The following is a 25137-nucleotide window of genomic DNA, read 5'->3' as shown; positions in this document are numbered from 1 at the left end:
CGGTCAACGCTCCGGGGTGAGACCCCCGGCGGTGAGGTCGCCCGGGCGGTCGATCCGGTAGACGTAGTGGGAGCGGTCGTCGATCGGGTTGTCGGGTTCGAGGGAGGCCTCGGCGACACGGCGGAGGCCCGCCTTCTCCAGGACGCGCCAGGACGGACGGTTGGCCGTGTGGACGGGGACGATGATCGCGGTGGCCTCGGGGTGGTCGGTCCAGGTCGCGCCGACGATCGCCTGGATCAGCCGTACGCCGTGGCCCCGGCCGACCAGGCGCGGATCGCCGATCAGGTAGTCGATGCTCATCGCGCCGTCCGGTACGTCGACCTCGGCCGCCAACTCGGCCTCGTAGTCCGGGAAGTCGGCGAGGCGGCAGCGCTGGACGAGGCCGAGCGGCCGGCCGTCGAGGAGGACGAACAGGTCCTCCGACGCGTCCTCGCCCCGGGTGGCGGGGCCGAAATCGCGTGCGACGGCCTCGGGGGACGTCTCGTGGTTCCACCAGCGTGCGACATGCGGCTGGGACAGCCACTCCGCCAGCCGCGGAAAGTCGGGTTCGCCGAGCCGGCGCCAGGTGATCATCAGGGCTGCTCTCCGCGGGTGGACGGTGACGGTCGTCGTACCCGACGAAGAGTAGGGGCGGGCGGGGAGCGTTTGCGGCGAGAAACTCGTTTCGCGCCGCGCGTCCGACGCCCTACTGTGGCGCGGTGACGACGCGGATGATCATTCTCAACGGTGGTTCCAGCTCGGGGAAGTCCGGGATCGTGCGGTGCCTGCAGGCCGTGCTGCCCGATCCGTGGCTGGCGCTCGGATGCGACTCGTTCGTCGACACCCTGCCCGCGAGGATGCAGGCCTCGGACCGGGGAATCGCTTTCGCGGCGGACGGCGAGGTCACCGTCGGGGCGGACTTCCTCGAACTGGAGGCGGCCTGGCGGGAAGGCGTCGCGACGATGGCCCGCGCGGGCGCGCGGATCGTCATCGACGACGTCTTCCTGAGCGGAGCGGCGTCCCAGCGGCGGTGGCGGACGGCGCTCGGCGACGTGCCGGCGCTGTGGGTGGGCGTGCGGTGCGCGAGCGCGATCGCCGCGGGCCGTGAGGTGGCGCGGGGAGACCGCGTCCAGGGCATGGCGGCGGCGCAGGCGCTGTCGGTGCACGAGGACGTGTTCTACGACCTGGAGGTGGACACGACGCACACCGAGTCCCTCGACTGCGCGCGCACCATCGCCGCCCGCGTCGCCTGACGACCCGTCACAGGGGTCAACCAGCCAGATGCCACTTCTGGTTGGCAGCGCCCGTGCAGGACCAGATCTGCGCACGGGTGCCGTTCGCCGAGGTGTTGCCGGTGGCGTCGAGGCACTTGTCCGCGGGGACGTTGACCAGATCCCCCGACGCGGACTCGTGGCGCCAGCGCTGCGCGCCGGATCCATTGCACGTGTAGAGCTGGACCTTGGCGCCGTCTGCCGTCGCGCCGGCGCTCACGTCCAGGCACTTGCCGAGCGCCTGGACCGACCCGTCGGCCTTGAGGGTCCAGCGCTGCGCCGCGGAGCCGTTGCACTCCCAGAGCTGGACCGGGGTGCCGTCCGCGGTGGCGCCGCCCGCCACGTCGAGGCACGCGCCGTCGAGGCCCCGCAGGGTGCCCGTGCGGTCCTGGCCTCCGGTCGGGGCGCCCGCCCAGGTGAAGGTGGCGGAGGTCCTGCCGGGCAGGGAGTACGTGTAGCGCTGTCCGCCCCAGTTCACGGTCATCGTCTGCGCGCTCGCCGAACCGTTGTAGGCGATCAGGGCCTTGGAGCCGTCGGGGTTGCGCCAGGCCACGTTGGGCACGGCCGTACTGGCGGTGGAGGCGATCCGGTGGGCCCCGGGCTTCACGAACTTCGTGAGGTGGCCCATCGTGTAGTACTCGACGGTGTAGTCGACCTGGCCGTGGCGGGCGTCGCCGTTGTGCACGGTGATCAGGCCGTCGCAGGTGCCGCAGCCGCCGTTGTGCGGGCCGCGGTTCTGGTCGACCGCGAGGGACCACTTGGTCACCGACTTCGCCCAGTTCCGGGTGTAGTCGATGATGTTCATCATGTCCTCGCGCTGCTGGTCGGCGATCCAGGTGCCGCCGGAGTGCTCCGTCTGGAAGGCGTCGAGCTGCGGGTACCGGTCATGGATCCGGGTCTGCTGGGCGATGTCCCCGCCGTAGCCGTGCCAGGCGACGCCGCCGAAGTTCGGGTGGGTGCGGACCGCAGCGTCGTCGACGGTCGGGGCGGCGTAGGCGTCGTACGTGTCCCAGTTCCAGTCGTGGGCCAGCACCTTGGTGGTCAGGCCCGCGGACTGGAGTCCGGGGAGCAGTTCGTTCTTGGTGAAGTACGCGAGGCCCGAGCCGTTCCAGCTCATGGAGGGGTAGCCGGAGCAGCAGGTCGGCTCGTTCTGGGCGGTGACGTAGTCGACGGGGACGCCCTGGTCGCGCCAGGCCTGGAGGTACTTCACGAAGTAGGCGGCGTACGTGCCGTAGTGCTCGGCCTTGAGCCAGCCGCCGTTGAGCTGCCCGCCGTCCTTCATCCAGGCGGGGGCGGTCCAGGGTGAGGCGACCAGTGTGACCTGCGGGTTCAGCTGCCTGGCCTGCCGGGTCAGGGGCAGGACGTCCTGGAGGTCGTGCGCGAGGGAGAACTTCGCGAGGGTCGGGTCGGTCTGGCCCGCGGGAAGGTCGTCGTACGTGTAGCCGAACCGGGCCAGGTCTGAGCCGCCCATGGGATTGCGGACGAAGGAGAGGCCGATGCCCTCGGTCGGCGAGAAGAGCTTCTTCATCGTGGCGTCCCGGGTCGCCTGGGTGAGGGCCCCGGAGCCCTTCATGAGCCAGGCGGCGGTGTCGGTGAAGGACGCTCCGCCGCCGGTGAAGGTCTGGTAGCGGATGTTCTCGTCGACGGTGATGTTCGTGCCGCCACCGCCGTTCCCGTCCTGGAAGGCGAGCGGGGTCTGCTGCTGGAGTCCACGTGTGACGTGCCGGCCGCCGGCGTCGTCCGTGGTGGTGAGCCAGATGTTCACCTGCTCACCGGCTGCCTGGGCGGGGGCGGCGGAGAGTCCTGTGAGGCCGGCGGTCGTGAGAGCACCGGCGACCAGTGCTCTCGTGAGCCGGCCGGCGAGCGGTGTCCTGTGCGTCGAACGGAGCATGGTGATGCCCTTCTCGGCGGGTGTGGGTGGGGGGTCCGCGGACCGAGGTGCGTTCCGAGGCGTGAGTGAACTGCCCGAGGGGCGTCCCGTCAAGGCTTCGCGTCTTCATCTTCTGAACGGACAACACCCCTACGTCCCCGCCGACTTGGGCATCGCGGGGATTCCGTCGTGAAGTCTTGACGCCTGTCCCGTCCGGCTGTTGACTCTGCGGGTGGCGCCGGAACCGGTTCCGGAAGCGGCTCCGACAGCGATGTCGTCCCCGGACGCGGAGGCTCCCTATGCGTGTCACGATCGCCGACGTCGCACGTGAGGCGGGGGTCGGCAAGACGACCGTCTCCCGGGTCCTCAACAGCGGCGCCGAGGTGGACTCGACCACCGCCGCCCGTGTTCGTGAAGTGATCGACCGTCTGGGCTATGTGCCGAGCGCCGGCGCCGTCGGTCTGGCCCGTGGCGCGAGCCGTACGGTCGGCATGCTGACGCCCTCGCTGACCTGGCCCTGGATGGGCGAGGTCCTCCAGGGCGTCGCCGACACGGTCGAGTCCGCCGGATACGGGCTCCTCCTGTACACCTGTCACCGGGGGCCCGACTCGGTGCGCCACTTCATCGGCCAGGTCTCCGCCCGTGCCTTCGACGGATTGCTCGTCGTCGAGCCGGAGAACACCCTCGACACCCTCACGGATCTGCACCGCCGCGGGCTGCCCGTGGTGCTCGTCGACGACCGCGGGCACCGCCCGGACTTCCCCTCGGTCGCGACCACGAACCGCGCGGGCGGCGCGTCGGCCGCGGGCCATCTGCTGGCCTCCGGCCGCTCCCGGCCGCTCGTCGTCACCGGCCGCCGGGACTTCGGCTGCGTACGGGAGAGACTCGCCGGGTTCGCGGACGTCCTGCCCACGGACCTCGTCGTCGAGGGCGAGTTCACCGAGGCGACGGGCCGGGAGGCCGTCGAGCGGACGCTCGCGTCGCGGCGGGCCTTCGACTGCGTCTTCGCGCACAACGACCTGATCGCCGCGGGAGCGATGCGCGCCCTGCGCGAGGCGGGCCTGCGCGTCCCCGACGACGTCGCCGTCGTCGGCTTCGACGACCTCCCCGTGGCCCGGCACACCGAACCGCCGCTGACCACGGTCCGCCAGCCCATGCGGGAGATGGGCCGAGCGGCGGCCCGCATGCTGCTGGCCGGCCTCGCGGGTGCGCCGATCCCCGACGAACCCCTGGTCCTCCCCACGGAGTTGATCGTCCGCGGCTCCGCGCCCCTGACAGGTCCTCATTCCTGAGCTCGTAGGATCGCGTCATGACGGCTCTGGAATCCTTCGTCTTCGTTCGCCATGTCGACGGGCTCCGCTACCGCTTCGCGCGCGACGGCGAACGCCACGGGCGGCCCGCCTACCGCCGGACGGACGGGCAGGTGTGGTGTGTCTGGGGACCGGACGACGGCTGGCACTGCCGTCTCCCGGACGGCCTCGTCACGGCCCACCCCGTTAACGGGGTCGGCGACGAACCGGAACCTCCTGCCACCGTCTGGCGCAGCTTCAAAGGCGACCGGTCCTACCTCTACGACCTCCGCGCCCCGGGATCCGGAATCGAGGAGGACGCCCCGGCCGGCGGGGCGTAGGCTTCGGGCGGAATCGATGCGGCGGGGGGCGGAGCACATGGCGGCTGGGGAAGTACCGAGGTGGGGGTCGACCCTCGACTCGGTCGTCGTGTACGCGCAAGGAGCGGTGTGTCTCCGGCTCGCCCGGGGTGCCGTGCCCTCCGACGGCCGGGTACGGGTGACGGGGCTGCCCCGCTCGCTGGACCCCGGCTCGCTGCGGGCCCGTGTCCGGGGTGCTGGCGGGGTGCGCGTCACCGAGGCGCGGGTGGAGGTCGAGGCCGAGCCGCTCGCGACCGGGACGTCCCACGAGTTGCGGCGCGAGGTCAAGCGGCTGCGCGACGCGTACGAGGCGGCGCGAGGACGCCGGGACCGGCAGCAGGACCGCGTCAAGGAGGTCCAGGCCCTCCGCCCCGTGGTACCCGGCCGCAAGCGTGAGGATCCGCACCGCCGTACGCCGGTCGACGCCTGGCTGGAGCTCGCCGACTTCGTCGACGACCGGCTGACGGGGCTGCACGCGCGCCTCGTCGAGCTGGAGGAGGAACTGCGCCTCGCGGAGCACGAGCTCACCGTCGCCGCGGACCGGCTCGAGCGTGCCTCCACCGACGCCCCGCCGGCGCACGTGGAGACCTCGGTCTGCGCGGTCCTGACCCTCGACGTCGCCGACTCCGACGCCGAGGCCGTCGAGGTGGAGGTGGAGTACGGGGTGCCAGGTGCCGTCTGGGTCCCTGCCTATCGCCTCCGGCACCGTCAGGGTGACGGCACCGGACGTCTGGTGCTGCGCGCCTCGGTCGCCCAGCGCACCGGCGAGGACTGGACCGGCGTACGCGTCGCCCTGGCCACCGCCGATCTCCGTCGCCGTACCGACCTGCCGCGGCTCCGCTCGATCCGGGTCGGACGCCGTCAGGCCGACCCCGCGCCGTCCGGCTGGCGCGAGCCTCCGTCCGGACTCGCCGACCTGTTCTCCGGTTACGACGCGGCCGGCCCGCGGCCGCGTACCGGCGGGGCCTGGGCCGGGGCGGGCGGCGCCGCGCCCGGGTCCCCTCCGCCACCGCCACCACCCGCTCCGTCGGCGCCGCAGGGTTACGGCAGTGCTCCAGGCGCGTTCCCGGTCCCCGGCAGCGCGGCCGACGGTCTCCCGGAGGCCTACGGCGGTGGGATGCCGCCCGCCGCCACCGGGCTGCCGACCGGTGCACTGTCGGAGGCCCGACGGCGCTCCGTCGACAGGTCCTTGGCGGGTGCTCCCGCCCCCCTGGCACGCATGGCTCCCGCGGCACCGGGGGCCCCCGGCTCAACCCCGCCGCCTCCGCCTCCGGCGCCGGTGGCCGGCCCTCCGCAGCCGAGCGGCGCCGAGCTCGACTACGCCTCCCTCGCCCTGTCCGGCGCCGACGAAAAGGGCGCGCGCAGGGGCCGACTGTTCGCCGATGCCCCCTCCGATCCGGTGGCGGCCGAGTACCGGCGCCGCGCCGAGACGGTGGCCTGGCTGCCGCTGCCCGGGCACGCCGTGCGGCCCCGCGCGTCGGCCGGCTCCTTCGACCACCGCTTCGACGCCACCGCCCGCGCCGACATCCCGTCGGACGGCACCTGGCACACCGTCACCGTCGGTGAGATCCCGGTCGGTCTGCGCACCGAGTACCTCTGCGTGCCGTCCGTGGAGCAGACGGTGTACGCGACGCTGGTCCTCGACAACGCCACCGGGCAGGCCCTCCTGGCGGGGCCGGTGGAGGTCACCGTCGACGACGACTACCTGCTGACCGCCGCGCTTCCCACGCTCGCCCCGGGCGGCGTCAGCCGGGTGGGGCTCGGGCCTGCCGAGGGCATCCGGGTCACGCGGCGTACGAACGTCCACGAGTCCACCTCGGGCATGCGCAACCAGACCACCGTCCTCGACCACCGCGTCCATGTGGAGCTGGCCAACGGGCTCGCGAGGCCCGTCACCGTCGAGGTCCGCGAGCGCGTGCCGGTCACCTCCGAACCGGACGTCCGGATCGAGGAACGCGCCGACTGGACGGCACCCGCCGCGGACACGGGGGCCGATCGCCATGCGCCGGGCACCCGTGTCTGGCGGGTGGACCTGCCCGCAGGTGCCACCACCGCCCTCGACGGCGGTTACGAGATCCGTATCCCGACCGGCAAGGCCCTGGTCGGCGGCAACCGCAGGAGCTGACACCCGCCATGTCCACGGCCCCGAACCCGATCGCCCTCCCCGTCACCGCCGTCACGTGCCTCGAGGATCGCGCCCATGTCGAACGCTCCACCGTGCTCGACCTCGTGGCCGGGGTCCAACGGCTGCGTCTCGGACCGGTCAGCGCGCTGGCCGTCGACCGCACCCTCCACGCGGAGCTGACCGCCGATCACCCCGCGACCGTGCTCGACGTGCGGATCGTCCGTGACTGGACGCCGCGCGGACCGCTGCCGTCGGCCGACGACGACTCGGCCCTGCGCCTCCGCGTCCACGCCCTGGAAGAGGAGCAGGTCACCCTGGAGCAGCGGCGCGACCGGCTCCGTGCCCGTCTCGACCTGCTGGGGAAGCTCGCCGTCGACGTGCTGCGGGAGATCGGCGAGGGCACCGGCTTCGGGGAGAGCGAACGACCGCGCTGGGGCCGGGAGCTGGACCGGGTGGACGAGGAGCGCGACGAGCACGGTGAGCGACTCCGTACCGTGGAGGCGCGGTTGTCCGTGGTCGCCGCCGCACTCGCCGCTTCCCGGCGGGCGATGGAACTCGCCGAGGAGGAGCCCGCCGAGCTGCTCGGCCATGTGGAGCTGACCGTGGAGGCCTCGGCCGCCGGGCCGGCCACTCTGCGCCTGAGTCATCTCACCCCCTGTGCGCTGTGGCGGCCCGCCTACCGGGCCGTGCTCGACGGGAAGTCCCTGACGCTGGAGACCGAGGCGATGGTCTGGCAGCGCACGGGCGAGGACTGGTCGGACGTACGGCTGACCTTGTCGACGGCCCGCTCGGCGCTGGCCACCGATCCGCCGCGGCTGGGCGAGGACCGGCTGACGCTGAGGGACCGCTCGTCGGCGGAGCGTCGTACCGTCGACGTCGAGCTGCGCGAGGAGGAGATCGGGAGCCTCGGCCCGGTCCCGGTACTCGGCCTGCCGGGAGTGGACGACGGCGGCGAGGCGCGGGTGCTGAGGGCCCCCGCGCCGGTCTCGGTGCCCGGTGACGGGCGCGCCCACCGCGTGCCGCTCTCCGCGTACACGACGGCCGCTCACCGGGAGTACGCCTGCTCCCCCGAGCTGTCTCCCCTGGTCACCGAGGTGGTGCGGTTCGACAACCAGTCCGGGCACGTCCTGCTCGCCGGCCCGGTGGATCTGGTCCGCGACAACGGCTTCGGCGGTCGCGGCACGCTGGACTTCACCGCTCCCGGCGCTCCCGTCGAGCTGGCCTTCGGCAGCCGCGACGACTATCGGGTCGTCCGGGAGGCCGAGGAGTCCCGCGACACCACCGGGATCACCCAGAAGACGGTGGTCACCCGCACGGTCCGGCTGCATCTGTCCCGGTTCTCCGCTCCCGGGGAGAGCGGCGAGCGGCTGGTCGCCCTGCGCGAGCGGATCCCGGTCTCCGAGGTCTCGGCGGTGGAGGTGCGCCTGCGCGGAGACGCCTGCTCCCCGGCGCCCGAGGGGGTGGACGCCGAGGGCATCGTCCGCTGGGACGTCGCCCTCCCGCCCGGCGGCCGCCGCACGGTCACCCTGGTCTACGAGCTGTCGGCGAGCGGCAAGGTCACGGGGCTCTGACCGCGGCGGCGCCGCGGGATCAGCCGACGTCGCCCGGTCCGTCTGCCAGTTCCGCCCGGAGGACGTGCTTGGTGATCTTCCCCGAGGCCGTGCGCGGCAGATCCACCCGCAGGAGCAGCTCGCGCGGGACCTCGTAGCGGGCCATCCGCGTCCCGAGCCAGGCGCGTACGTCTTCCAGGTCGGGTGCCGTGCCGGCGCGCGGCACGACGACGGCGGTCACGGTCTCACCCCACTGCGCGTGGGGTCGGCCGATCACGGCGACGTCGAGCACGTCCGGTGACCGCGGAGGACGCCTTCCACCTCCTGTGAGGCGACGTTCTCGCCGCCGGTGACGATGACCTCCTTCATCCGGTCCACGATCGTGACGAAGCCGTCCTCGTCCGTCCGTCCCAGGTCGCCGCTGCGGTACCAGTCCCCGGCGAAGGCCTCGGCGGTGGCCTGCGGATCGTCGAGGTAGCCGACCATCCGGGTGTCGCAGCGCGGCCAGATCTCGCCCGGCTCTCCCGGCGCCGCGTCGGTCCCGTCCGGCCGTACGACCCTGAGGTCCACGCCCGGCATGCCGCCGCGTCCGATCGCGGGCACTGAGACGCATCACGTTCTCCTGACGAGCCGCGCCGGTCCGGGACCGGCCATGGCGGGAAGCTCTGAATGATGCTTCACTTCTTCCATGGCCTACCGCAAGACCCCAGCTGAGATTCGTCGGCTCGAAACCGTCCGCGACCACCTCGTCACCCGGGCGACCGAGGTCGTCGCCGAGGTCGGCTGGGCGCAGGCGTCCGTGACGGCGGTCGCCGACGCCGCCGGGATCGCCGCCGGCTCGGTCTACCAGCACTTCCCGTCCAAGGCGGCTCTCGCCGTCGAGGTGTTCCGGCGTGCCTCCGGGCACGAGGTGGAGGTCCTCGGCGAGGTGCTGCGCGGCGACGGCGACCCCGTCGAGCGGCTCGCCGGCGGCGTCGAGACCTTCGCCCGCCGCGCTTTGGAGAACCGCGGTCTCGCCTACGCGCTCCTCGCCGCGCCGGCCGAACCGGCCGTCGGCGCCGAGCGGCTCGCCTACCGCCTCCGCTACCGCGCCCTGTTCGCCGAGACGGTCGAGCAGGGCATGGCGGCGGGGCTGCTGCCGCCGCAGAACGGGCGGGTCACCGCCGCCGCTCTCACCGGGGCGATCGGCGAGGTCCTCGTGGACCCGCTCGGCACGCCCGGCACCCCCGGCGAGGGCGGCACAGAGGAGCTCCTCGCCGAACTCGTCGCCATGGCCCTGCGCTGCGCGGGCGCCACGCCGGCACCGACGCCGTGACCTCTGTTCGACCCCTTCCGCCACTCGCCACCTGGAGGAATCCGATGACCGCCACCGTCCCCCGCACCGCCCCGAGCGCCGTGACGCACGAGGTGACCAACCAGCCCCCGCCGCTCTCGGGCCACGACGTCGCCGACGACCCGGTGCTGATCGAGGGTGTACGCCGGGAGGGCGCGGAGTGGTACCTCGACGACCTGCACCGGGTCGGCCGGCTGGCGGGCAGCGAGGAGACGCAGCGCTGGGCGGACGAGGCCAACCGGTACGAGCCCGTGCTGCGCACCCACGACCGCTACGGCCACCGGGTCGACGAGGTCGACTTCCACCCCTCGTACCACGCCCTGATGGACGTGGCCGTCAGCGAGGGGCTCGCGGGCAGCGCCTGGGCCGACCCGCGGCCCGGCGCCCATGTGGCGCGCGCCGCCGGGTTCATGGTGTGGAGCAGCGCCGAGTCCGGGCACGGATGCCCGGTCTCCATGACGTACGCGGTCGTCCCGGCCCTGCGCCGCTCCCCCGAACTCGCCGCCGTCTACGAGCCGTTGCTCACGAGTCGGGTGTACGACCCGGGTCTGCGGGCCCCCGGCGGGAAGCGCGGCCTGCTCGCCGGTATGGGCATGACGGAGAAGCAGGGCGGGACCGACGTCCGCTCCAACACCACCACGGCGGAGGAGCAGCCGGACGGGACCTGGCGGCTGCGGGGGCACAAGTGGTTCACCAGCGCCCCGATGAACGACCTCTTCCTCGTCCTCGCCCAGGCGCCCGGCGGTCTGTCCTGTTTCCTCGTGCCGCGGGTGCTGCCCGACGGCAGCCGCAACACGTTCCGCATCCAGCGGCTCAAGGACAAACTCGGCAACCGCTCCAACGCCAGCAGCGAGCCCGAGTTCGACGACACCGTCGCCTGGCTCGTCGGCGACGAGGGCAAGGGCGTGCGCACGATCATCGACATGGTGACCATGACGCGGCTGGACTGTGTGCTCGGCTCCGCGTCCGGTACCCGTGCCGCGCTCGCCCAGGCCGCCCACCACGCGCGCCACCGGTCCGTCTTCGGCGCGCGTCTCGTCGAACAGCCGCTGATGCGCAACGTCCTGGCCGACCTCGGCCTGGAGTCGGAGGCCGCCACCGCTCTCGCGCTGCGCCTGGCCGGGGCGGCGGACCGCGCCCAACGCGGCGACGCCGGGGAGCGGGCGTTCCTGCGGCTGGCGACGGCGGTCGGCAAGTACTGGGTCTGCAAGCGGCAGCCGGCCGCGGTCGCCGAGGCCCTGGAGTGCCTCGGCGGCAACGGCTACGACGAGGCGTCCGGCCTGCCCCGCCTCTACCGCGACGCCCCGCTGAACGGCATCTGGGAAGGCTCGGGAAACGTCAACGCGCTCGACATGCTGCGCGCGCTGGCCCGTGAGCCGGAGTCCCTCGAAGCCTTCGGCGGGGAGATCGAGGCCGCCGTCGGAGCGGACCGGCGGCTCGACGCCGCGTGGCGCGAGCTGCGCGCGGAGCTCGTCCTCACCGAGGACGCGCCGCTGCGCGCCCGGCGGCTCATCGAGCGGGCCGCCCTCGTCCTGCAGGGTTCACTGCTGGTCCGCCACGCCCCGGCCGCCGTCGCCGACGCGTTCTGCGCGTCCCGCCTCGCAGGTGACCGGGGATTGGCCTTCGGCACGCTCCCGGCCGGCACCGACTTCGCGGGCCTGCTGGACCGCCTGCCCCGGTAGCGACCGCCCGCCCCGGTAGCGACGGTCCGCCCGGGACCGGCCGTCCGCCGCCCTGATCGCGACCGCCTGCCCGGACGGCCGGCACCCGCCCGTCAGTCCGCCGTTTCCGAGTGGCTCCACCGAACGGCAGTCCCGGCGCCCGCCCCTCTCGTACGGGGGCGGGCGCCGGACGCGTACCGCGCGGCACGACCCGGACTTCGCGGCGGTTAACGGCATGTATCGCCGTACCTAGGGTGTCCGCCATGACCCCCACTCCCCCCGCCCACCTCGCCATGTTCTCCATCGCCGCCCACGGACACGTGAACCCGAGCCTGGACGTCATCCGCGAGCTCGTCGCGCGCGGACACCGCGTCAGCTACGCCATCCCGGCCCCCCTCGCGGAGAAGGTCGCGGCGACCGGGGCCACGCCCGTCGTCTACGCCTCGACGCTGCCGACCGACGACGACCCGGACGCCTGGGGCACGGAGCTGATCGACCAGGTCGAACCGTTCCTGACCGACGCCGTGCAGGCGTTGCCGCAGCTCGCCAAGGCCTTCGAGGAGGACGTCCCCGACCTCGTGCTCCACGACATCACGGCCTACCCGGCCCCGGTCCTCGCCCACACGTGGGGCGTTCCGTCGCTCTCGCTGTGGCCGAACCTCGTGCCGTGGGAGGGGTACGAGGAGGAGGTCGCCGAGCCGATGTTCGCCGAGCTCAAGGCGTCCCCGCGCGGCCAGGCCTACTACGCGCGGTTCGCGGCGTGGCTGGCCGAGCACGGGGTCGACACCCACCCGGACCGGCTGATCGCCCGGCCGCGGCGCGCGCTCGTGCTGATTCCCCGGGCGCTCCAGCCGCACGCCGACCGGGTCGACGAGTCCGTCTACACCTTCGTCGGCGCCTGCCAGGGCACGCGGACCGACCAAGGGGAGTGGCGGCGGCCGGCGGGCGCGGAGAAGGTGGCCCTGGTCTCGCTGGGTTCGTCGTTCACCAAGCAGCCGGAGTTCTACCGCGCCTGCGTGGAGGCGTTCCGCACGCTTCCGGAGTGGCACGTCGTCCTGCAGATCGGACGGTTCGTCGACCGGGCGGAGCTCGGCGAGCTGCCGGAGAACGTCGAAGTACATTCCTGGGTACCGCAGTTGGCGATCCTGAGGCAGGCCGACGTCTTCGTCACCCACGCGGGCGCGGGCGGCAGCCAGGAAGGCCTGGCCACCGCCACCCCGATGGTCGCCGTCCCGCAGGCCGTCGACCAGTTCGGGAACGCCGACATGCTCCAGGCGCTGGGCGTCGCCCGGCACCTGCCGAGGGAGGACGTCACTCCCGAGCGGCTGCGCGAGGCCGTGCTCGCCCTCGTCGGCGACCCGGAGGTGACCCGTCGGGCCGCGCGGATCCAGGAGGCCATGGCGCGGGAGGGCGGCACGCGCCGCGCCGCCGACCTGATCGAGGCCGAGCTCGGCCGAGGCCCGCGCCACGGCTGAGTTCCTTGGACTCCGCGCCCGGCCTCAGACCACCGCGCCCGAGCGGTCGCGGTCCGCGCCCGCCCGCTGTCGCGGGGCGGCCCCGTCACGGGGTGCGGGGGCCGGGTGGCGGGACTCCAGGATGACCGCCAGCGGCATCGCGGTGAAGATGGTGGACGCCATGCCGCACACCACTCCGGCGAGCACGGCGACGGAGAAGTCCGTGAGCGAGTCGCCGCCCAGGACGGCGAGGGCCACCAGGACGAAGAGGGCCCCCATGCCGGTGTTGACCGTGCGCGGGAGGGTCTGGGCGACGGCCCGGTCGGCGAGGTCGGCGAGCGGGATGCCGCCGCCCCGGCGCCGCAGTTCGCGCAACCGGTCGAGGACGACCACGGAGTCGTTGACCGAGTAGCCGACGACGGTCAGCAGCGCGGCGAGGAACACGCTGTCGACCGGCTTGCCCAGCCAGGCGAACAGGCCGACGACGAGCAGGACGTCCTGGGCCATCGCCGCGACCGTGGCCGCCGCGTACGTCCAGCGGAACCGCACGGTCAGGTAGAGGAGCTGCGCCGCCACCGCGAGACCGAGGGCGATGAGCGCGTGGGTGCGCAGCTCCCCGCCGAGGCTCGGGCCGATCAGGTCGTCGCGCTCCACGGCCACCGGTCCCGCGACGCGGGTGAGCGCCTCCCGGATCTCCCGCTGCTCGTCGTCACCGGTCTCCCTGGTGCGCACGGAGACGTCCTCGTCATCGGTCGTCTGGACGACGGCGTCGGGGAAGCCCGCGCGGACGACCGCCGCGCGGGCCGTGTCGGCGTCCACCGGGCGTTCGGCCGTGTACTGGACGACCCGGCCGCCGGTGAACTCGACGCCGAGCTCCACGCCCCGGACGCCGATCCCGGCCAGGGCGACCATCAGGAGCGCGGCGCAGCCGGTCAGCCACCGTCGGCGCCGGGCCATCAGCCGGGGCACGCGGCGGTTCAGCCGTGTGCGCAGCCGGCCGAGGCCGGCGATGCCGGTCATCGCCGGCCGTCGGCGGACCGCGGGCAGCCGGAGCGCCCACTCGGCGAACAGCCGGGTGATGACCATCGCGGTGAGCATCGAGGCGACGACGCCGATAGCGAGCGTCACGCCGAAGCCCTTGACGGGGCCCGAGGCGAAGACGAAGAGCAGGCCGGCGGCGAGCAGGGTGGTGACGTTGGAGTCGGCGACGGCGCTCCACGCCTTGCCGAAGGCCGTCGCCACGGGGCGGCGTGGATCGCGCTCGGCAGCGGGGCGGCCCAGGGCCGCGTACTCCTCCCTGGCCCGTTCGAAGACCAGGACGTTGGCGTCGACGGCGATGCCGACGGCCAGGACGAAGCCCGCGAGTCCGGGAAGCGTGAGGGTGGCGCCGAGGGCGACGACGGAGGCGTACGAGATCAGCCCGTACAGCAGGAGGGCGGCGGTGGCGAGGAGGCCGAGGAGCCGGTAGACGACGATGACGAAGACGCCGGTGCAGGTCAGGCCGATGACGGCGGCGAGGGCGCTGGCCCGGATCGCGTCGGCGCCGAGCGTCGGGCCCACGGTGCTCTGTTCGACGGTCGTCACCGGGACGGGCAGCGCGCCGCCCTGGACGAGCGCCGCGAGGTCGCGTGCCTCCTGCGCGGAGAACCCGCCGGTGATCTGCGCGGAGCCGCCGCCGATGCCCGCCCCGCACGGGACGCCGGACTGCATGCCGGGGGCGGAGACGATCCGGTCGTCGAGCACGATCGCGACCCTGCGGGCCGGATCGCCGGGCGCCGCGCAGGCGGCGTCGCCGGTGAGCTGCGCCCAGGTGTCCGCGGCCCCGTCGCGGAAGGAGAGGTCGACGGTCCAGCCGCGGCCGTTCACCGTGTCGAGCACGGCCTCGGCCTCCTCGACGCCCTCGCCGGTGAGCGCGGGTGCGGCCAGGGCGAGGAAGCGGCCCGGGGCGTCCGGGTCAGCGAGGACGCGCGTCCCGTCGGCGGCCGCCGGTCCGGCCGGTCCTCCGGCGGCTCCGGTGACGGCGTGGAGGGTGAGCTGCGCCGTGCGGCCGATGACCTCGGCGGCCTGACGCGGGTCCCGCAGGCCGGGGAGTTCGACGACGATGCGCCGCTCGCCGGAGCGCGCGAGCGAGGGTTCGGCGACGCCGAGGCCGTCGACGCGTTTCCGGAGCACTTCCAGGGCGCGGTCGGTGGCCGCCGCGTCGGCGCGTACGGAGGGCGCGTCCTGTGTCTCCAGGACGATGCGGGTCCCGCCGCGGAGGTCGAGTCCGAGGCGGGGCGGGGTGGTCAGGGTGATCCAGACGGACAGCGCGACGACGGCGAGCGCGAGGAGCGCGCGCCAGAGGACGGCACGAGAGGACATGGGTGACTCCACAGGCGGCGCACGGATCGGCGGGCCGCCACCTGGTGGGGCCACTGCTGTCCGTGCCGGACGAACGGTCGGATACGCGCCGTTGACGGACCGGTCCGGGACATGCCGAGGGCCCGGACGGCGGGCGCGGGAGAACGTCAGCTGTGCCGGGGAGAGGGAGGACCGCGGGAGTCACGCGGCTCGTGGCGGTCGCCGGGCGGCGCGCGCTCACGGTGGGGACTGCCCGCGAGGACGCCACGGGCGGGTACGGAGAGGTCGGCCACCGCGGCGGCCGGCGTGGCGGGTGGTGCCGGGAACCGTACGGAGTGCTCGACGGCGGCCGGGAGTTCGGCGACGGCGTCGGGCGCGAGATGGGTCTCCGGCGACGTGGCGAGGTGCCCGGCTTCGGAGCGCGCGGTGAGGTGCCCGGCTCCGTCGGGCGCCGTGTGGTGTACGGCTCCGTCGGGCGCCGTGTGGTGTACGGCTCCGTCGGGCGCCGTGTGGTGTACGGCTCCGGAGTACGCGGTGACGGGTACGGGCGCCGCCTGGGCGCTCGGCGTCTGGAGCAGCAGCAGGGACCACAACGCGCAGAGGATCGCGGGCAGGAGGGCCGTGAGCTGTCGCGCGGTACGTGCCACCGGTTCCGCCCCCTCCCCCGTACTCCGCTGTCCCGACGTCATGTGTGTGCTGGGGCCTCAGCCTAGACCGGACGCGCGACGCCCCGGCCACCGGCCCGCGCCACAAGGGTGCTGCCGCGTCCGGCGGATGAGTACGACGGATGAGTACGTGTGCTCATCCCCGCGCCGCGCGGCCGCCGGACGATGGTCCTGTACCCGCTCGTCCACGGATCCAGGGGGCCCCGCCCGTGCTCAGCCGCATCGCAGCGAACCTCGTCCCGTTCTTCGGGCGTCTCACCGTCACGACCGACCCCGGGGCCCGCCTCGCACCCGGCAGCATCCTCGTCGTCAACCACACCTCGCTGGCCGACCCGGCGCTCGTGCTCGCCGCGCTGCGCGGGCGGCTGGCCGTCGAGCCCGTCCTGCTGGCCGCCGCGGGCCTCTGGCGGATCCCGGTGCTCGGCCGGGCGCTGGCCCGAGAGGGTCACGTGCCCGTCCACCGGAACTCGGCGCGGGCCGCCGTCGCCCTGGACCACGCGGCGGTCGCGCTCGCGTCGGGGCGGCACGTGATGCTGTACGCGGAAGGCCGCATCCCGCCCCGCAGTGACGCCGCGGAGAACCCGCCGGAGCTGTTCCGCACGGGGCTCGCACGCCTTGCAGGAGCGACGGGGGCGCCGGTCGTCCCGATCGGGCAGGCCGGTGCCCGACGGATCACGTCCGGCGGACGGACGAAGCAGATCGCCGGGGTGCTCACGGCGCCCGTCCGCAGACCCGGCCTGCATGTGCACATCGGTGCGCCGATCCGGCTGCCGGAGGACGTGGCCGAGGCGACGGCCCTGGCCCACGGCGCCGTCACCGCCGCCTGGCGGACGGCGGCCGGGGCCCTCGGCGAGCCCGCGGCCCTCGACCGGGAGGCGGGTGCGGCCATGCCGTCGCATCGGATGCGGCGCCGGACCGACCGGCGCCGGGGCTGAGCGGTGCACCGCCCGTCAGGCGGTCCCGCTCGGGGCGCGCTGCGCCGGGCTCGCCTTCTCCTCCGCGTCGGCCAGCCAGAACAGCAGCGGGGAAAGGGCGAGTTCGAGGGCGGCGAGCGCCACCTGGAACCCGTGGGGCCACCCCTCCACGAGGAGCGACAGGAGCCGTCCCAGGGCGCCCAGCAGGAACACAACGGTGAGCCATCGGACGGCCGTGGCCGGGATCGGCCGCTGCCTCGCCGCCCAGAGCCAGGCGAGGCCGTACCCGGCGAAGATCGCGCCGAAGAAGCGGCCCAGGCTGTCGATCGTCGGGCCGGCCGACTCGCCGCCCGGGATCGAGGCGTTGCCGAGCAGGACGTGGGCGATCCCGATCGCCACGCAGGCGTACCCCATCGTCAGGACGAGCCCTCGCAGCGTCTTGGCTCTGGTCATGTCGACAACCCCCAGCTAGTAGACACACGTCCAGTAGGGACGTTCCCGTAGAGTACGACCGCCTACTAGACGCATGTCAAGTAAAGTGGCGGGGTGCCTCCCCGCAGACGCCTCAGCCCCGCCGACCGCCGTGCCCAGCTCCTGGGGGTCGCCGCGCGGCTCTTCGCGGCGCAGCCGTACGACCTCGTCCTGATGGAGGACGTGGCCGAGCAGGCCGGGGTCTCCCGCGCGCTGCTCTACCAGCACTTCCCCGGCAAGCGCGACCTCTTCGCGGCCCTCTATCAGGAGGTCTCCGAGGAGCTGCTCGCCAAGGCGCGGTTCGATCCCGCCGACACGCTCGTCGAACAGCTCGTCGAGGGGCTGGACGCCCACATCGAGTACTTCGCGGAGAACCGCAACACCGTCCTCGCGGCGAACCGCGTCCTGGCCGGGGACCTGCTCGTCCAGACGATCATGTCCGACGAACTCGACGCCCTGCGCGAGCGCCTGCTCGGCGTGCTGCCGCTCGCCGACGAGCCGTCCAGGGAGGCCGTGTCGGCCGTGGTGAAGAGCTGGCTGGTCTTCGTCCAGGTGTTGTGCGTCGACTGGCTGACGCACGAGACGTGCACCCGCGTCGAACTGCGCGACGCGTGCGTCGGCGCGCTCGTCGGCGCCCTGCGGCCCCTGCTCGACGAGGACCCGGCCCCCGACTGGCCCCGCTGAGGTCTGTCGGGGGCCTCGTCCTCGCGGGCGGAGGAGCGGCTGTTACGCGCGAGGGAGAGCGGCCGCCAGGCCGAGGTCGCCGCCGGGCGGGGGTGTGAAGAAGCGGGCGACGTCCGCGTCCGTGACCTCGGGGAGCGTCGGGGGGGTCCAGTGGGGGTCGCGGTCCTTGTCGACGACCTGGGCGCGGATGCCCTCGACGAGGTCGGGGGTGGTCAGCGCCGTGCAGGAGACGCGGAACTCCAGGTCCAGGACCTCTTCGAGGGTCGCGAGCGCGCGGGAGCGGCGGAGGGTGGCCAGAGTGGCCTTGAGCGCGGTCGGGGACTTCGCGAGCAGAGTGGTGGCGGCTTCCTTGGCATCCGGGACGCCGGTCTCGAAGAGGCGCTCGACGATCTCCTCGACCGTTCCGGCGCGGTAGCAGCCGTCGATCCACTCCCGCTGGTGGGCCAGGACGCCGGGCGGGGCCGTCACCGCGTGCCGGGCGACGGCCTCGTCGGCCGGCAGGCGGGTCAGGTCCCGGGCCAGGGCGGGAAGAGCGGCGAAGGGGACGACGTGGTCGGCGAGGCCGGCGAGGAGGGCGTCGGCGGCGCCGATGTGGGCGCCGGTGAGGGCGAGGTGGGTGCCGAGTTCGCCGGGGGCACGACCGAGGAGGTACGTACCGCCGACGTCGGGGACGAGGCCGATGCCGGTCTCCGGCATGGCCACCCGCGAGCGTTCGGTGACGACGCGGACGGAGCCGTGGGCGGAGACACCGACGCCGCCGCCCATGACGATGCCGTCCATGAAGGCGACGTAGGGCTTCGGGTAGCGGGCGATGCGGGCATTGAGCCGGTACTCGTCCCGCCAGAAGGCCGCGGACGCCGTGCCGCCGGCGCGGGCGTCGTCGTGGATGGCGCGGATGTCGCCGCCCGCGCAGAGGCCCCGCTCCCCCGCGCCTTCGATGACGACGGTGGTGACGGCCGGGTCGTGTTCCCACGCGGTGAGCGCCCGGTCGACGGCGAGGACCATGTCGTGGGTCAGCGCGTTGATGGCGCGGGGGCGGTCGAGGGTGATGAACCCGGCCCGGCCCTCCGTCCGGAGGAGTACGTCGGGCGTTCCGGTCGGCACGATCACTCGGCCCTTTCCCTTGGCGGCTCGCTTTCCCGATCACCGTACCGGGCGCCCGGGGCGCGGCTCGATCTGATCGAACACCAGGGCCGGGCTGTTGTACTGCGGGCATGGCAGATCAAAGACAGTGCACGGTGGTCCGGACCGGAGCGTACGAAGGGATCCAAGGGGGTGTGTTCGGTGCGGGTGTCAGTGCGCAGTCGGCGGGGGCGGAGCGGCTGTGCCTGCACCGGCTGGTGATGGCGGCGGGGACGCGGGGGCGTCCGCACCTGCACGAGGACCATGAATCGGCCATCTACATCGAGTCCGGGCAGGTCGAGGTCTGGCACGGACCGGGGCTCGCCGAGCATGTGGTGCTCACGGCGGGCGACTACCTCCACATCCCGGCGGACACGCCGCACCTGCCGGTGAACAGTGGCGAGAGCGACATGGTGTGCCTGGTCGCACGGACCGACCCGGACGAGCAGGAAGGCGTACGGCTCCTGGACCTGCCGGTCTGGCTGGAGGCACGGCTGGGGCCACTGCCCGTCGGGGCGGGCTGAGGCCCGGGCGTGCGGAGGTGGAGGCCGTACGGAGGTGGGGGCCGTACGGAAGTGAGGGCGGGAAGGACTCATCCGCTTCTCGCGGATCCTGATTGCACGGTGCACGGTCATCGATCAACCGCTACCCCGCGTCCTCTATGGCGAGTCCTTCCCGTCTCCTCCATGGAACCACCGCTCCGGTGAGGGCGCGAGCGCCCGTCGGAGCGGCCCTTCGGGGGGCTCGGTCGGATCAGGCCGGGAGCAGGTCCTGGGGGACGCGCACCTGGCGGGGGCTCGCCATACGCAGCTCGACGATGTCGCGGACCGTGGGCCACTCCTCGTCGAGGATCGAGTAGAAGGCCGTGTCGCGGACCGCGCCGTCGAGGCCGCGGGAATGGGCTCGGCGGACACCTTCGCAGGTGGCGCCGAGGCGTTCGATCGCGATCCGGGAGCGGGTGTTACGGGCGTCCGCACGCATCGTGATCCGGCGGACGCCCCAGGTTTCGAAGGCGTGCCGGAACATCAGGTACTTGGCCTCGGTGTTCATCCCGGTGCCCCGGGCGTCGCCGCCGATCCAGGTGTTCCCGATCTCGGCCGCGTCCGGGACGGCGGTCAGGGGATCGCCGTGGGGCAGCCCGGGCAGGGGCGGCCAGATCAGGGGGCCTCGCCAGTAGTCGAGTTCGAGGAAGCGGGTCGATCCGATGACCCGTTCGTCGGCCGTACTGATCAGGGCGAAAGGCAGGCACCGGCCTGCCGCCTGATCCGCGAGGGCGCGGGCGATGTAGTCGAGGGCCGATTCCAGGCCGTCGGGCACGGGGGTGAAGGCGTAGGCCGATCGGTCCGCCCCGCCGGCCCGGGCGAGGGCTTCGGCGTGCCGCATCGCCAGCGGCTCCAGGCGCACGGTGCGCCCGGTCAGGAGAACAGGTACTGGCACGGAACCTCGGGTCTTTCACGGGCAGGGAGAGCTCCCGCCGCGGGTGGGCCGCAGCGGCAGCTAGGAGGGAGGTTCTCGCCGGTGCCGATCACGTCAAGCAAGCGACAAACGAGCAGGTAAAACGGTTCGTCACCGGTGCGAGGAGGACAGTATGCAGCCACAATCGCTCGGAGAACAGAACCCGGAACGAACCCGGATACACGCGTGGGTGAAGCCTCTCGGACACCCGGGTTCGCCGGTCTCACGGGACGGACGGAGGCGCCCGCCAGTCGGACGCCGATCCGGCTCAGACGCAGGTGGGATGGCCCCAGCCCTCGTCGTTCTTCGCGATGGTCTCGCCCTTGTCGTACGCCTTGCCGCAGCGGCATCGGCCGGAGAATCGGGCCTTGAGCGTGCCGCCGTTCGGGCGACTCTTACGGGCGCCGGACGAGGAGGAACGGGCCGAGGACGACCCGGCCGAGCCGGACGAACCGGAAGGCGCGGAGGAGCGCGCACGGGGCGCGGAGGCGCGCGTCGCGGGTTCGGGCGGGGGCAGCGGGGCGCCGGTGACGGAGCCGATGGGCTCCTGCGTACGGGCGCTGTGGCTGGCCGCACGGTCGGCGGCGTCGTTCAGGGGGTCTCCGTCGACCTGGTGCGCCGGGACATAGACGAAGTCGACGTCCCGGCCGGTGAGGAGCGCGTCGATCCGGACGACAAGGTCCTTGTTGGCGACGGGCGTGCCCGCCGCGGTCTTCCAGCCCTTGCGGCGCCAGCCGGGGAGCCAGGTCGTGACGGCCTTCATGGCGTACTGCGAGTCCATGCGGACCTCGGCGGGCACCGCCGGGTCGAGGGTTTCGAGCAGTCGTTCCAGGGCCGTGAGTTCGGCGACGTTGTTCGTGGCCCTGCCGAGGGGGCCGGCCTCCCAGCGGTCTAGTGTTCCGTCGGCGCCGCCGATGACCCAGGCCCAGGCCGCGGGTCCGGGGTTTCCCTTGGACGCGCCGTCGCACGCCGCGATGATCTTTTCTGCCATCCCACGATCCTGACACGGCGGCGGGGGTGGGTGGTCCCACCCCCGCCGCCGGTCGGAGGGCGCCGGTCGGAGGGCGCCGGTCGGAGGGCGCCGGCCGGAGGGCACCGGTCAGACGGTTGCCGGTCAGAAGTTGCCGTAGTTGACCTGCCAGGTGGGCAGGCCCATGCGGCGCCACAGGGCGACGACGCGGTCGCGGTCGTCGAGGGAGACGCGGACGGCGTAGCGGTGGCGGATGTGGGCGTCGAAGAGCTCCGCCTTCACGAGGTCGTCGCCGCGGCCGTCGCCGGAGGCCCGCATCCACAGCTCGTCGTAGGGCACCCCGTGGCGGGCGAGCCACTCCTCGGTCATCGGCCGGTCGTCCTCGCTGCGCCCCGACAGCAGGACGATCCGGTCGCTCTCGGCCTGCCGGAAGGCGCGCAGGGCATCGCGTACGGAGACGTTGAGCAGGTCGAGGTCGCAGCGCGTGAAATCGAACGGGCCGCGGTCGCCGCGCAGCGCGAGGGTGCCGTCGATGTCGCACATGACGGCCGACGGGAGGGCCGGGTCGGGGACGTACGGCGTGCCCGCCCCGGGCCCGCCGTCCAGCCACTCCGCGGTGAGACGCCAGCCGCCCCGGGTGGCCTTGGCGTGCTTGTCGGCGAGGATCCGGATGATCTCCTCGCCGACGGGCCGCTCGCGGGCCGCGTCGCGGCGGACGCACTCGTCGACGGGCACGTCGGTGAAGTCGTGGACGACGAAGGTCACGGCCCGGCCGACGACGGCGGCCTTGAGCCGCTTGGGGATGTGCGGGGTCAGGTGGGTGTTGTCGACGACGACGTCGAACCCGTCGTCGACGGCGGCCCGGACGGCCGCGTCCTGGATGTCGAGGACGGTCCGCTCGTGGGCGTGCGAGCGCCCCCGCTCGGGGGCGGGCACGTCGAGCATGGTCCGGAGGTCGTCGAGGTTGACGCGGCGTACGCGTCCCTCGGCGGCTGCCTGGAGGGCGCGGGCGGCCGTCGTCTTCCCGGAGGCCGGGAGGCCGGTCATGACGTGGACGACAGGCACGGTCAGTTCTCCTCGTCGCGAGTGAAGGGGTCGGTGGCCTCGGGGCGCAGCTGACGCCAGACGAGGAGGTCGGTGCGGCGCCCGTCGAGGCGCAGGAACAGCAGGGCGCGCAGGGCCCGGTCGGACTCGCCCGCGGCGGCGCGGGCGAAGGCGGCACGGTCGCCCGCCAGGTGGGCGAGCCGATCGTACGCCTCGTCCAGCGCACGCTCGCGGCGGGTCGCGGCCGCTTCGAGGCCGGTGATGACCTCGCGTACCCAGGCGTCGAACTCGTCGGGGACCTGCTCCAGGAGGGCGTCGAGCGGCTTGCCGCCGGAGGCCTCGACGTCGGTGACGGAGCAGCCGAGGCCCTTGGCCAGCTGTCCGGCGGGCACGGCCGCGAAGCGCTGGATGCCGTGGCCGCGCCAGATGTCACGCTCGGTGACGCCGGTGAGCACCTTGTGGAGGCGTACGTACTCGGCGATCTTGGCCTTGGCGCGCACGCCGGAGGCGAAGCGGAGCACGAAGCCCTCGGCGTCGGTGCCGGTGGCGGGGGCGCCGCCCGGGAGGGTGTTGGACTCGGTCAGGGCGACGAGCTCGGCGACGGTCATGGCGGGCCAGACGCGGACGACGGACCCGATGGGGCCCCAGGAGCCCGCGGCGTCGGCGAGGGGCGCCTCGGTGCCGTCCGGGCCGAAGGCGGCGAGCAGGACGAGGTCGCGGCGGTCGCCGTAGTTCACGACGATGCGGTTCTGCGGGTAGAGGATCTCGGCGAGGTACGTCACGCCGGGGGTCAGGCCCGTGGTGTCGGCGGCGTCGAGCCGGCGCTGCGCCCAGGTGGCCTGGGTGCTGGTGAAGGAGCCCTTGGAGGCGGCACGCCAGCGGCCGTCGTAGTGGAAGACGACGGCGAGGCTGCCGTCGACCTTGTCGTAGACCTCGAAGGGCTCGTCGGGCAGCGGCGGCGCGTAGGGGCGGCCCGCGGCGTGCTCGGAGACGTTGAAGAACTTGGGGAGGGGCAGCGCGACGATCCGCCCGGTGGTGTCGTCGGCGACGAGGCCGCGGCAGCGGGTGGTGGCGCGGTTCCAGCGCTGTTCGTACTGGCACGCGCGCGTGTAGGTGTAGATCGACAGCGGCAGCTCCGGGTGGCTCTTGCGGGCGATGTGCCCGGCCGCGAGGGCTTCGTCGAGCTCCTCGGGCGCCATCAGGTCGTGCAGAGTCAGGGTCGCCTGGCTCATGGGGTCCCTCCCATTGGTCCGGTGATCCATTCTCGGTGCGGGACGGCCCGGAGGACACCGAATTTTCCCTGCCGGGGCCCGGGATCGGGCAGGGGGGCGGGCTCCCCGAGCCCGGGCGTGTCGGTGGTGCCCCGTAGACTCGCCGTCGCCCCCGCCGGTGACGGAACCGGCGCAGTCGAAGGAAGCGAGCCCCATGAACCACGCGGATGGCACGGCACCGATCTACGCCGAGCTCATACGGGAGCGGGGGGATGTTCCGGCTGACGTCCGCCAGGTCGCCGAGGAGGTGCTGCGGGACCTCAGTCGAGTGATCCAGCTGCCGCCGCAGGGGATGCCGGGCCAGCAGGGCGGCGTCGCGCACGCCGGTGTCGGGGCGCACATGGGCGTCGGCGGGCACCCGGGTCCGATGGGCCAGGGTCCGATGGGGCAGGGCGGTCCGATGGGCCAGGGCCCGGCGATGGGCCAGGGCGCCGCGATGGTGCAGGCCGGCGGCGCCGTCGTTCCTCACCGGCCGATGCGCTAGAAGCTGATCCGCCCCTGTGGTCCGGCCCTTTGGCCCGGGCGTTGTCAGTGCCGTGGGTCACTCTGGATCCCGTAAGGCCTGCGCCGTGATCGGGCGGGCTTCGTACGGTGATCAGGGGATGACGACATGGCCGAGGTTCTGCTCTTCCATCACTCGCTCGGGCTGACGGAAGGGGTCGGCGCGTTCGCCGACGCGCTGCGGCGGGCCGGGCACACGGTGCACGTGCCCGACCTGTACGAGGGGCGCACGTTCGACGACCTGGAGGCCGGGGTCGCGTACGCCCAGGAGGTCGGGTTCGACGTCCTCACGGAGCGCGGGGAGAAGGCGGCCGAGGGGCTGCCGGAGGAGCTGGTGTACGCCGGGTTGTCGCTCGGCGTGCTGCCCGCGCAGAAGCTGGCGCAGACCCGGGCGGGGGCTCTCGGTGCCCTGCTGCTGAGCGCCTGTGTGCCGGAGAGCGCCTTCGCCCCGGCCTGGCCGGAGGGCGTGCCCGTACAGGTGCACGCGATGGACGCGGATCCGTTCTTCGTCGGTGACGGGGACCTGGAGGCGGCGCGCGAGCTGGTCGCCGGCGCCGGAGACCGCGAGCTGTTCCTGTACCCGGGGAGCTCGCACCTGTTCGTGGAGCGCGGTGCGGCGTCGTACGCGCCGGAGGCGGCCGACGCGTGTCTCGAGCGCGTCCTCGGCTTCCTGGCCGGCCTCACGACGTAGCACGACACCGCCGTGGGGCCGGGTCAGCCGATCGGTCGACCCCGGGGTCGACCGTCCGGCCGTCGGCCCGGGGCCGGGCGGCGGACCGTGCGGGGCGCGGTGCGGGCGGAGGATCGGG

The 25137-nt window shown here is 73.7% G+C and carries 23 protein-coding genes and 1 pseudogene; 13 read left to right on the top strand and 11 right to left on the bottom strand.

Annotation, left to right across the window (positions count from 1 at the left end):
- Positions 1–3: 3 nt before the first annotated feature.
- Positions 4–573 (bottom strand): GNAT family N-acetyltransferase, encoded by a 570-nt coding sequence (locus ACIBG6_RS04385; protein WP_399220971.1) that lies wholly within the window; start codon positions 571–573, stop codon positions 4–6.
- A gap of 137 nt (positions 574–710) precedes the next feature.
- On the opposite strand from ACIBG6_RS04385, the gene cpt reads away from it, so the two are divergent.
- Entirely contained in the window at positions 711–1232 is a 522-nt protein-coding gene (gene cpt, locus ACIBG6_RS04380) for a chloramphenicol phosphotransferase CPT (protein WP_399221186.1), read from the top strand.
- Between the two features lie 16 nt (positions 1233–1248).
- Here the strand turns inward: cpt and ACIBG6_RS04375 are convergent, their stop codons facing one another.
- A complete protein-coding gene (locus ACIBG6_RS04375; RefSeq protein WP_399220970.1) occupies positions 1249–3141 on the bottom strand; it encodes a ricin-type beta-trefoil lectin domain protein in 1893 nt (630 codons plus the stop codon).
- Positions 3142–3419: 278 nt separating this feature from the next.
- Between ACIBG6_RS04375 and ACIBG6_RS04370 the strand changes: the two genes are divergently transcribed.
- The 4 genes from ACIBG6_RS04370 to ACIBG6_RS04355 are packed head-to-tail and all read left to right on the top strand — an operon-like array spanning position 3420 to position 8464.
- Positions 3420–4412, top strand: coding sequence for a LacI family DNA-binding transcriptional regulator (locus tag ACIBG6_RS04370; protein WP_399220969.1), 993 nt, complete (start codon positions 3420–3422; stop codon positions 4410–4412).
- A gap of 17 nt (positions 4413–4429) precedes the next feature.
- Positions 4430–4750, top strand: coding sequence for a hypothetical protein (locus ACIBG6_RS04365; protein WP_399220968.1), 321 nt, complete (start codon positions 4430–4432; stop codon positions 4748–4750).
- A 37-nt stretch (positions 4751–4787) separates the two neighbouring features.
- The gene (locus ACIBG6_RS04360) at positions 4788–6893 is read left to right on the top strand and encodes a DUF4139 domain-containing protein (protein WP_399220967.1); all 2106 of its coding nucleotides are present in this window, start codon (positions 4788–4790) and stop codon (positions 6891–6893) included.
- An 8-nt stretch (positions 6894–6901) separates the two neighbouring features.
- Complete coding sequence (locus ACIBG6_RS04355; RefSeq protein WP_399220966.1) at positions 6902–8464, top strand: DUF4139 domain-containing protein; 1563 nt, start codon at positions 6902–6904, stop codon at positions 8462–8464.
- Between the two features lie 19 nt (positions 8465–8483).
- Here the strand turns inward: ACIBG6_RS04355 and ACIBG6_RS04350 are convergent.
- Positions 8484–9040: pseudogene (locus ACIBG6_RS04350) on the bottom strand (class I adenylate-forming enzyme family protein); the annotation flags it as partial.
- Between the two features lie 91 nt (positions 9041–9131).
- Here ACIBG6_RS04350 and ACIBG6_RS04345 point away from each other — a divergent pair.
- From ACIBG6_RS04345 to mgt, 3 genes are all read left to right on the top strand, one after another.
- Positions 9132–9758, top strand: coding sequence for a TetR/AcrR family transcriptional regulator (locus ACIBG6_RS04345; RefSeq protein ID WP_399220965.1), 627 nt, complete (start codon positions 9132–9134; stop codon positions 9756–9758).
- Between the two features lie 44 nt (positions 9759–9802).
- Positions 9803–11458 carry an acyl-CoA dehydrogenase family protein gene (locus ACIBG6_RS04340; protein ID WP_399220964.1) on the top strand — a complete coding sequence of 552 codons (1656 nt, stop codon included), beginning with the start codon at positions 9803–9805 and terminating at the stop codon, positions 11456–11458.
- 242 nt (positions 11459–11700) lie between these two features.
- Positions 11701–12912 carry a macrolide-inactivating glycosyltransferase gene (mgt, locus tag ACIBG6_RS04335; RefSeq protein ID WP_399220963.1) on the top strand — a complete coding sequence of 404 codons (1212 nt, stop codon included), beginning with the start codon at positions 11701–11703 and terminating at the stop codon, positions 12910–12912.
- Between the two features lie 24 nt (positions 12913–12936).
- On the opposite strand, the gene secD is transcribed toward mgt, so the two are convergent.
- Both secD and ACIBG6_RS04325 read right to left on the bottom strand, forming a co-directional pair.
- Complete coding sequence (gene secD, locus ACIBG6_RS04330) at positions 12937–15252, bottom strand: protein translocase subunit SecD (RefSeq protein ID WP_399220962.1); 2316 nt, start codon at positions 15250–15252, stop codon at positions 12937–12939.
- A gap of 146 nt (positions 15253–15398) precedes the next feature.
- Positions 15399–15878 carry a hypothetical protein gene (locus tag ACIBG6_RS04325; protein WP_399220961.1) on the bottom strand — a complete coding sequence of 160 codons (480 nt, stop codon included), beginning with the start codon at positions 15876–15878 and terminating at the stop codon, positions 15399–15401.
- Between the two features lie 227 nt (positions 15879–16105).
- Here ACIBG6_RS04325 and ACIBG6_RS04320 point away from each other — a divergent pair, with 227 nt between their 5' ends.
- A complete protein-coding gene (locus ACIBG6_RS04320) occupies positions 16106–16831 on the top strand; it encodes a lysophospholipid acyltransferase family protein (RefSeq protein WP_399220959.1) in 726 nt (241 codons plus the stop codon).
- Positions 16832–16846: 15 nt separating this feature from the next.
- On the opposite strand, the gene ACIBG6_RS04315 is transcribed toward ACIBG6_RS04320, so the two are convergent.
- Entirely contained in the window at positions 16847–17263 is a 417-nt protein-coding gene (locus ACIBG6_RS04315) for a DUF4345 domain-containing protein (protein WP_399220958.1), read from the bottom strand.
- Positions 17264–17356: 93 nt separating this feature from the next.
- Between ACIBG6_RS04315 and ACIBG6_RS04310 the strand changes: the two genes are divergently transcribed.
- Positions 17357–17965, top strand: coding sequence for a TetR/AcrR family transcriptional regulator (locus tag ACIBG6_RS04310; RefSeq protein ID WP_399220957.1), 609 nt, complete (start codon positions 17357–17359; stop codon positions 17963–17965).
- Between the two features lie 42 nt (positions 17966–18007).
- On the opposite strand, the gene ACIBG6_RS04305 is transcribed toward ACIBG6_RS04310, so the two are convergent.
- Positions 18008–19069 (bottom strand): enoyl-CoA hydratase/isomerase family protein, encoded by a 1062-nt coding sequence (locus tag ACIBG6_RS04305; protein WP_399220956.1) that lies wholly within the window; start codon positions 19067–19069, stop codon positions 18008–18010.
- Between the two features lie 173 nt (positions 19070–19242).
- Here ACIBG6_RS04305 and ACIBG6_RS04300 point away from each other — a divergent pair, with 173 nt between their 5' ends.
- Positions 19243–19611 carry a cupin domain-containing protein gene (locus ACIBG6_RS04300; protein ID WP_399220955.1) on the top strand — a complete coding sequence of 123 codons (369 nt, stop codon included), beginning with the start codon at positions 19243–19245 and terminating at the stop codon, positions 19609–19611.
- A gap of 229 nt (positions 19612–19840) precedes the next feature.
- Here the strand turns inward: ACIBG6_RS04300 and ACIBG6_RS04295 are convergent, their stop codons facing one another.
- From ACIBG6_RS04295 to ACIBG6_RS04280, 4 genes are all read right to left on the bottom strand, one after another.
- Positions 19841–20524: a GNAT family N-acetyltransferase gene (locus ACIBG6_RS04295; RefSeq protein WP_399220954.1), complete on the bottom strand. Its 684-nt coding sequence runs from the start codon at positions 20522–20524 to the stop codon at positions 19841–19843.
- A 286-nt stretch (positions 20525–20810) separates the two neighbouring features.
- Positions 20811–21533: a ribonuclease H gene (locus tag ACIBG6_RS04290; protein WP_399220953.1), complete on the bottom strand. Its 723-nt coding sequence runs from the start codon at positions 21531–21533 to the stop codon at positions 20811–20813.
- A gap of 123 nt (positions 21534–21656) precedes the next feature.
- The gene (locus ACIBG6_RS04285) at positions 21657–22577 is read right to left on the bottom strand and encodes an AAA family ATPase (RefSeq protein WP_399220952.1); all 921 of its coding nucleotides are present in this window, start codon (positions 22575–22577) and stop codon (positions 21657–21659) included.
- Positions 22578–22579: 2 nt separating this feature from the next.
- Positions 22580–23788 (bottom strand): RNA ligase, encoded by a 1209-nt coding sequence (locus ACIBG6_RS04280; protein ID WP_399220951.1) that lies wholly within the window; start codon positions 23786–23788, stop codon positions 22580–22582.
- 193 nt (positions 23789–23981) lie between these two features.
- Here ACIBG6_RS04280 and ACIBG6_RS04275 point away from each other — a divergent pair, with 193 nt between their 5' ends.
- Both ACIBG6_RS04275 and ACIBG6_RS04270 read left to right on the top strand, forming a co-directional pair.
- Positions 23982–24311 (top strand): hypothetical protein, encoded by a 330-nt coding sequence (locus ACIBG6_RS04275; RefSeq protein WP_399220950.1) that lies wholly within the window; start codon positions 23982–23984, stop codon positions 24309–24311.
- A 126-nt stretch (positions 24312–24437) separates the two neighbouring features.
- On the top strand, positions 24438–25019 hold the full coding sequence (locus ACIBG6_RS04270; protein WP_399220949.1) for a dienelactone hydrolase family protein: 582 nt from the start codon (positions 24438–24440) through the stop codon (positions 25017–25019).
- Positions 25020–25137 lie beyond the last annotated feature (118 nt).

It is taken from the genome of Streptomyces sp. NPDC050842 (assembly GCF_044456565.1).
Classification (GTDB): domain Bacteria; phylum Actinomycetota; class Actinomycetes; order Streptomycetales; family Streptomycetaceae; genus Streptomyces.
Note: the sequence above shows the minus strand (reverse complement) of the source record. Positions and strands in the feature narration are given on the sequence as shown.

Bases quoted from the DNA above. Each gene is read 5' to 3' on its own strand.
- ACIBG6_RS04370 (WP_399220969.1), top strand. From the start codon at position 3,420: ATGCGTGTCACGATCGCCGACGTCGCACGTGAGGCGGGGGTCGGCAAG.
- ACIBG6_RS04345 (WP_399220965.1), top strand. From the start codon at position 9,132: ATGGCCTACCGCAAGACCCCAGCTGAGATTCGTCGGCTCGAAACCGTC.
- ACIBG6_RS04385 (WP_399220971.1), bottom strand. From the start codon at position 573: ATGATCACCTGGCGCCGGCTCGGCGAACCCGACTTTCCGCGGCTGGCG.
- ACIBG6_RS04280 (WP_399220951.1), bottom strand. From the start codon at position 23,788: ATGAGCCAGGCGACCCTGACTCTGCACGACCTGATGGCGCCCGAGGAG.
- ACIBG6_RS04270 (WP_399220949.1), top strand. From the start codon at position 24,438: ATGGCCGAGGTTCTGCTCTTCCATCACTCGCTCGGGCTGACGGAAGGG.
- ACIBG6_RS04365 (WP_399220968.1), top strand. From the start codon at position 4,430: ATGACGGCTCTGGAATCCTTCGTCTTCGTTCGCCATGTCGACGGGCTC.
- ACIBG6_RS04360 (WP_399220967.1), top strand. From the start codon at position 4,788: ATGGCGGCTGGGGAAGTACCGAGGTGGGGGTCGACCCTCGACTCGGTC.
- ACIBG6_RS04340 (WP_399220964.1), top strand. From the start codon at position 9,803: ATGACCGCCACCGTCCCCCGCACCGCCCCGAGCGCCGTGACGCACGAG.
- mgt (WP_399220963.1), top strand. From the start codon at position 11,701: ATGACCCCCACTCCCCCCGCCCACCTCGCCATGTTCTCCATCGCCGCC.
- ACIBG6_RS04290 (WP_399220953.1), bottom strand. From the start codon at position 21,533: ATGGCAGAAAAGATCATCGCGGCGTGCGACGGCGCGTCCAAGGGAAAC.
- ACIBG6_RS04315 (WP_399220958.1), bottom strand. From the start codon at position 17,263: ATGACCAGAGCCAAGACGCTGCGAGGGCTCGTCCTGACGATGGGGTAC.
- cpt (WP_399221186.1), top strand. From the start codon at position 711: ATGATCATTCTCAACGGTGGTTCCAGCTCGGGGAAGTCCGGGATCGTG.
- ACIBG6_RS04355 (WP_399220966.1), top strand. From the start codon at position 6,902: ATGTCCACGGCCCCGAACCCGATCGCCCTCCCCGTCACCGCCGTCACG.
- ACIBG6_RS04375 (WP_399220970.1), bottom strand. From the start codon at position 3,141: ATGCTCCGTTCGACGCACAGGACACCGCTCGCCGGCCGGCTCACGAGA.
- ACIBG6_RS04275 (WP_399220950.1), top strand. From the start codon at position 23,982: ATGAACCACGCGGATGGCACGGCACCGATCTACGCCGAGCTCATACGG.
- secD (WP_399220962.1), bottom strand. From the start codon at position 15,252: ATGTCCTCTCGTGCCGTCCTCTGGCGCGCGCTCCTCGCGCTCGCCGTC.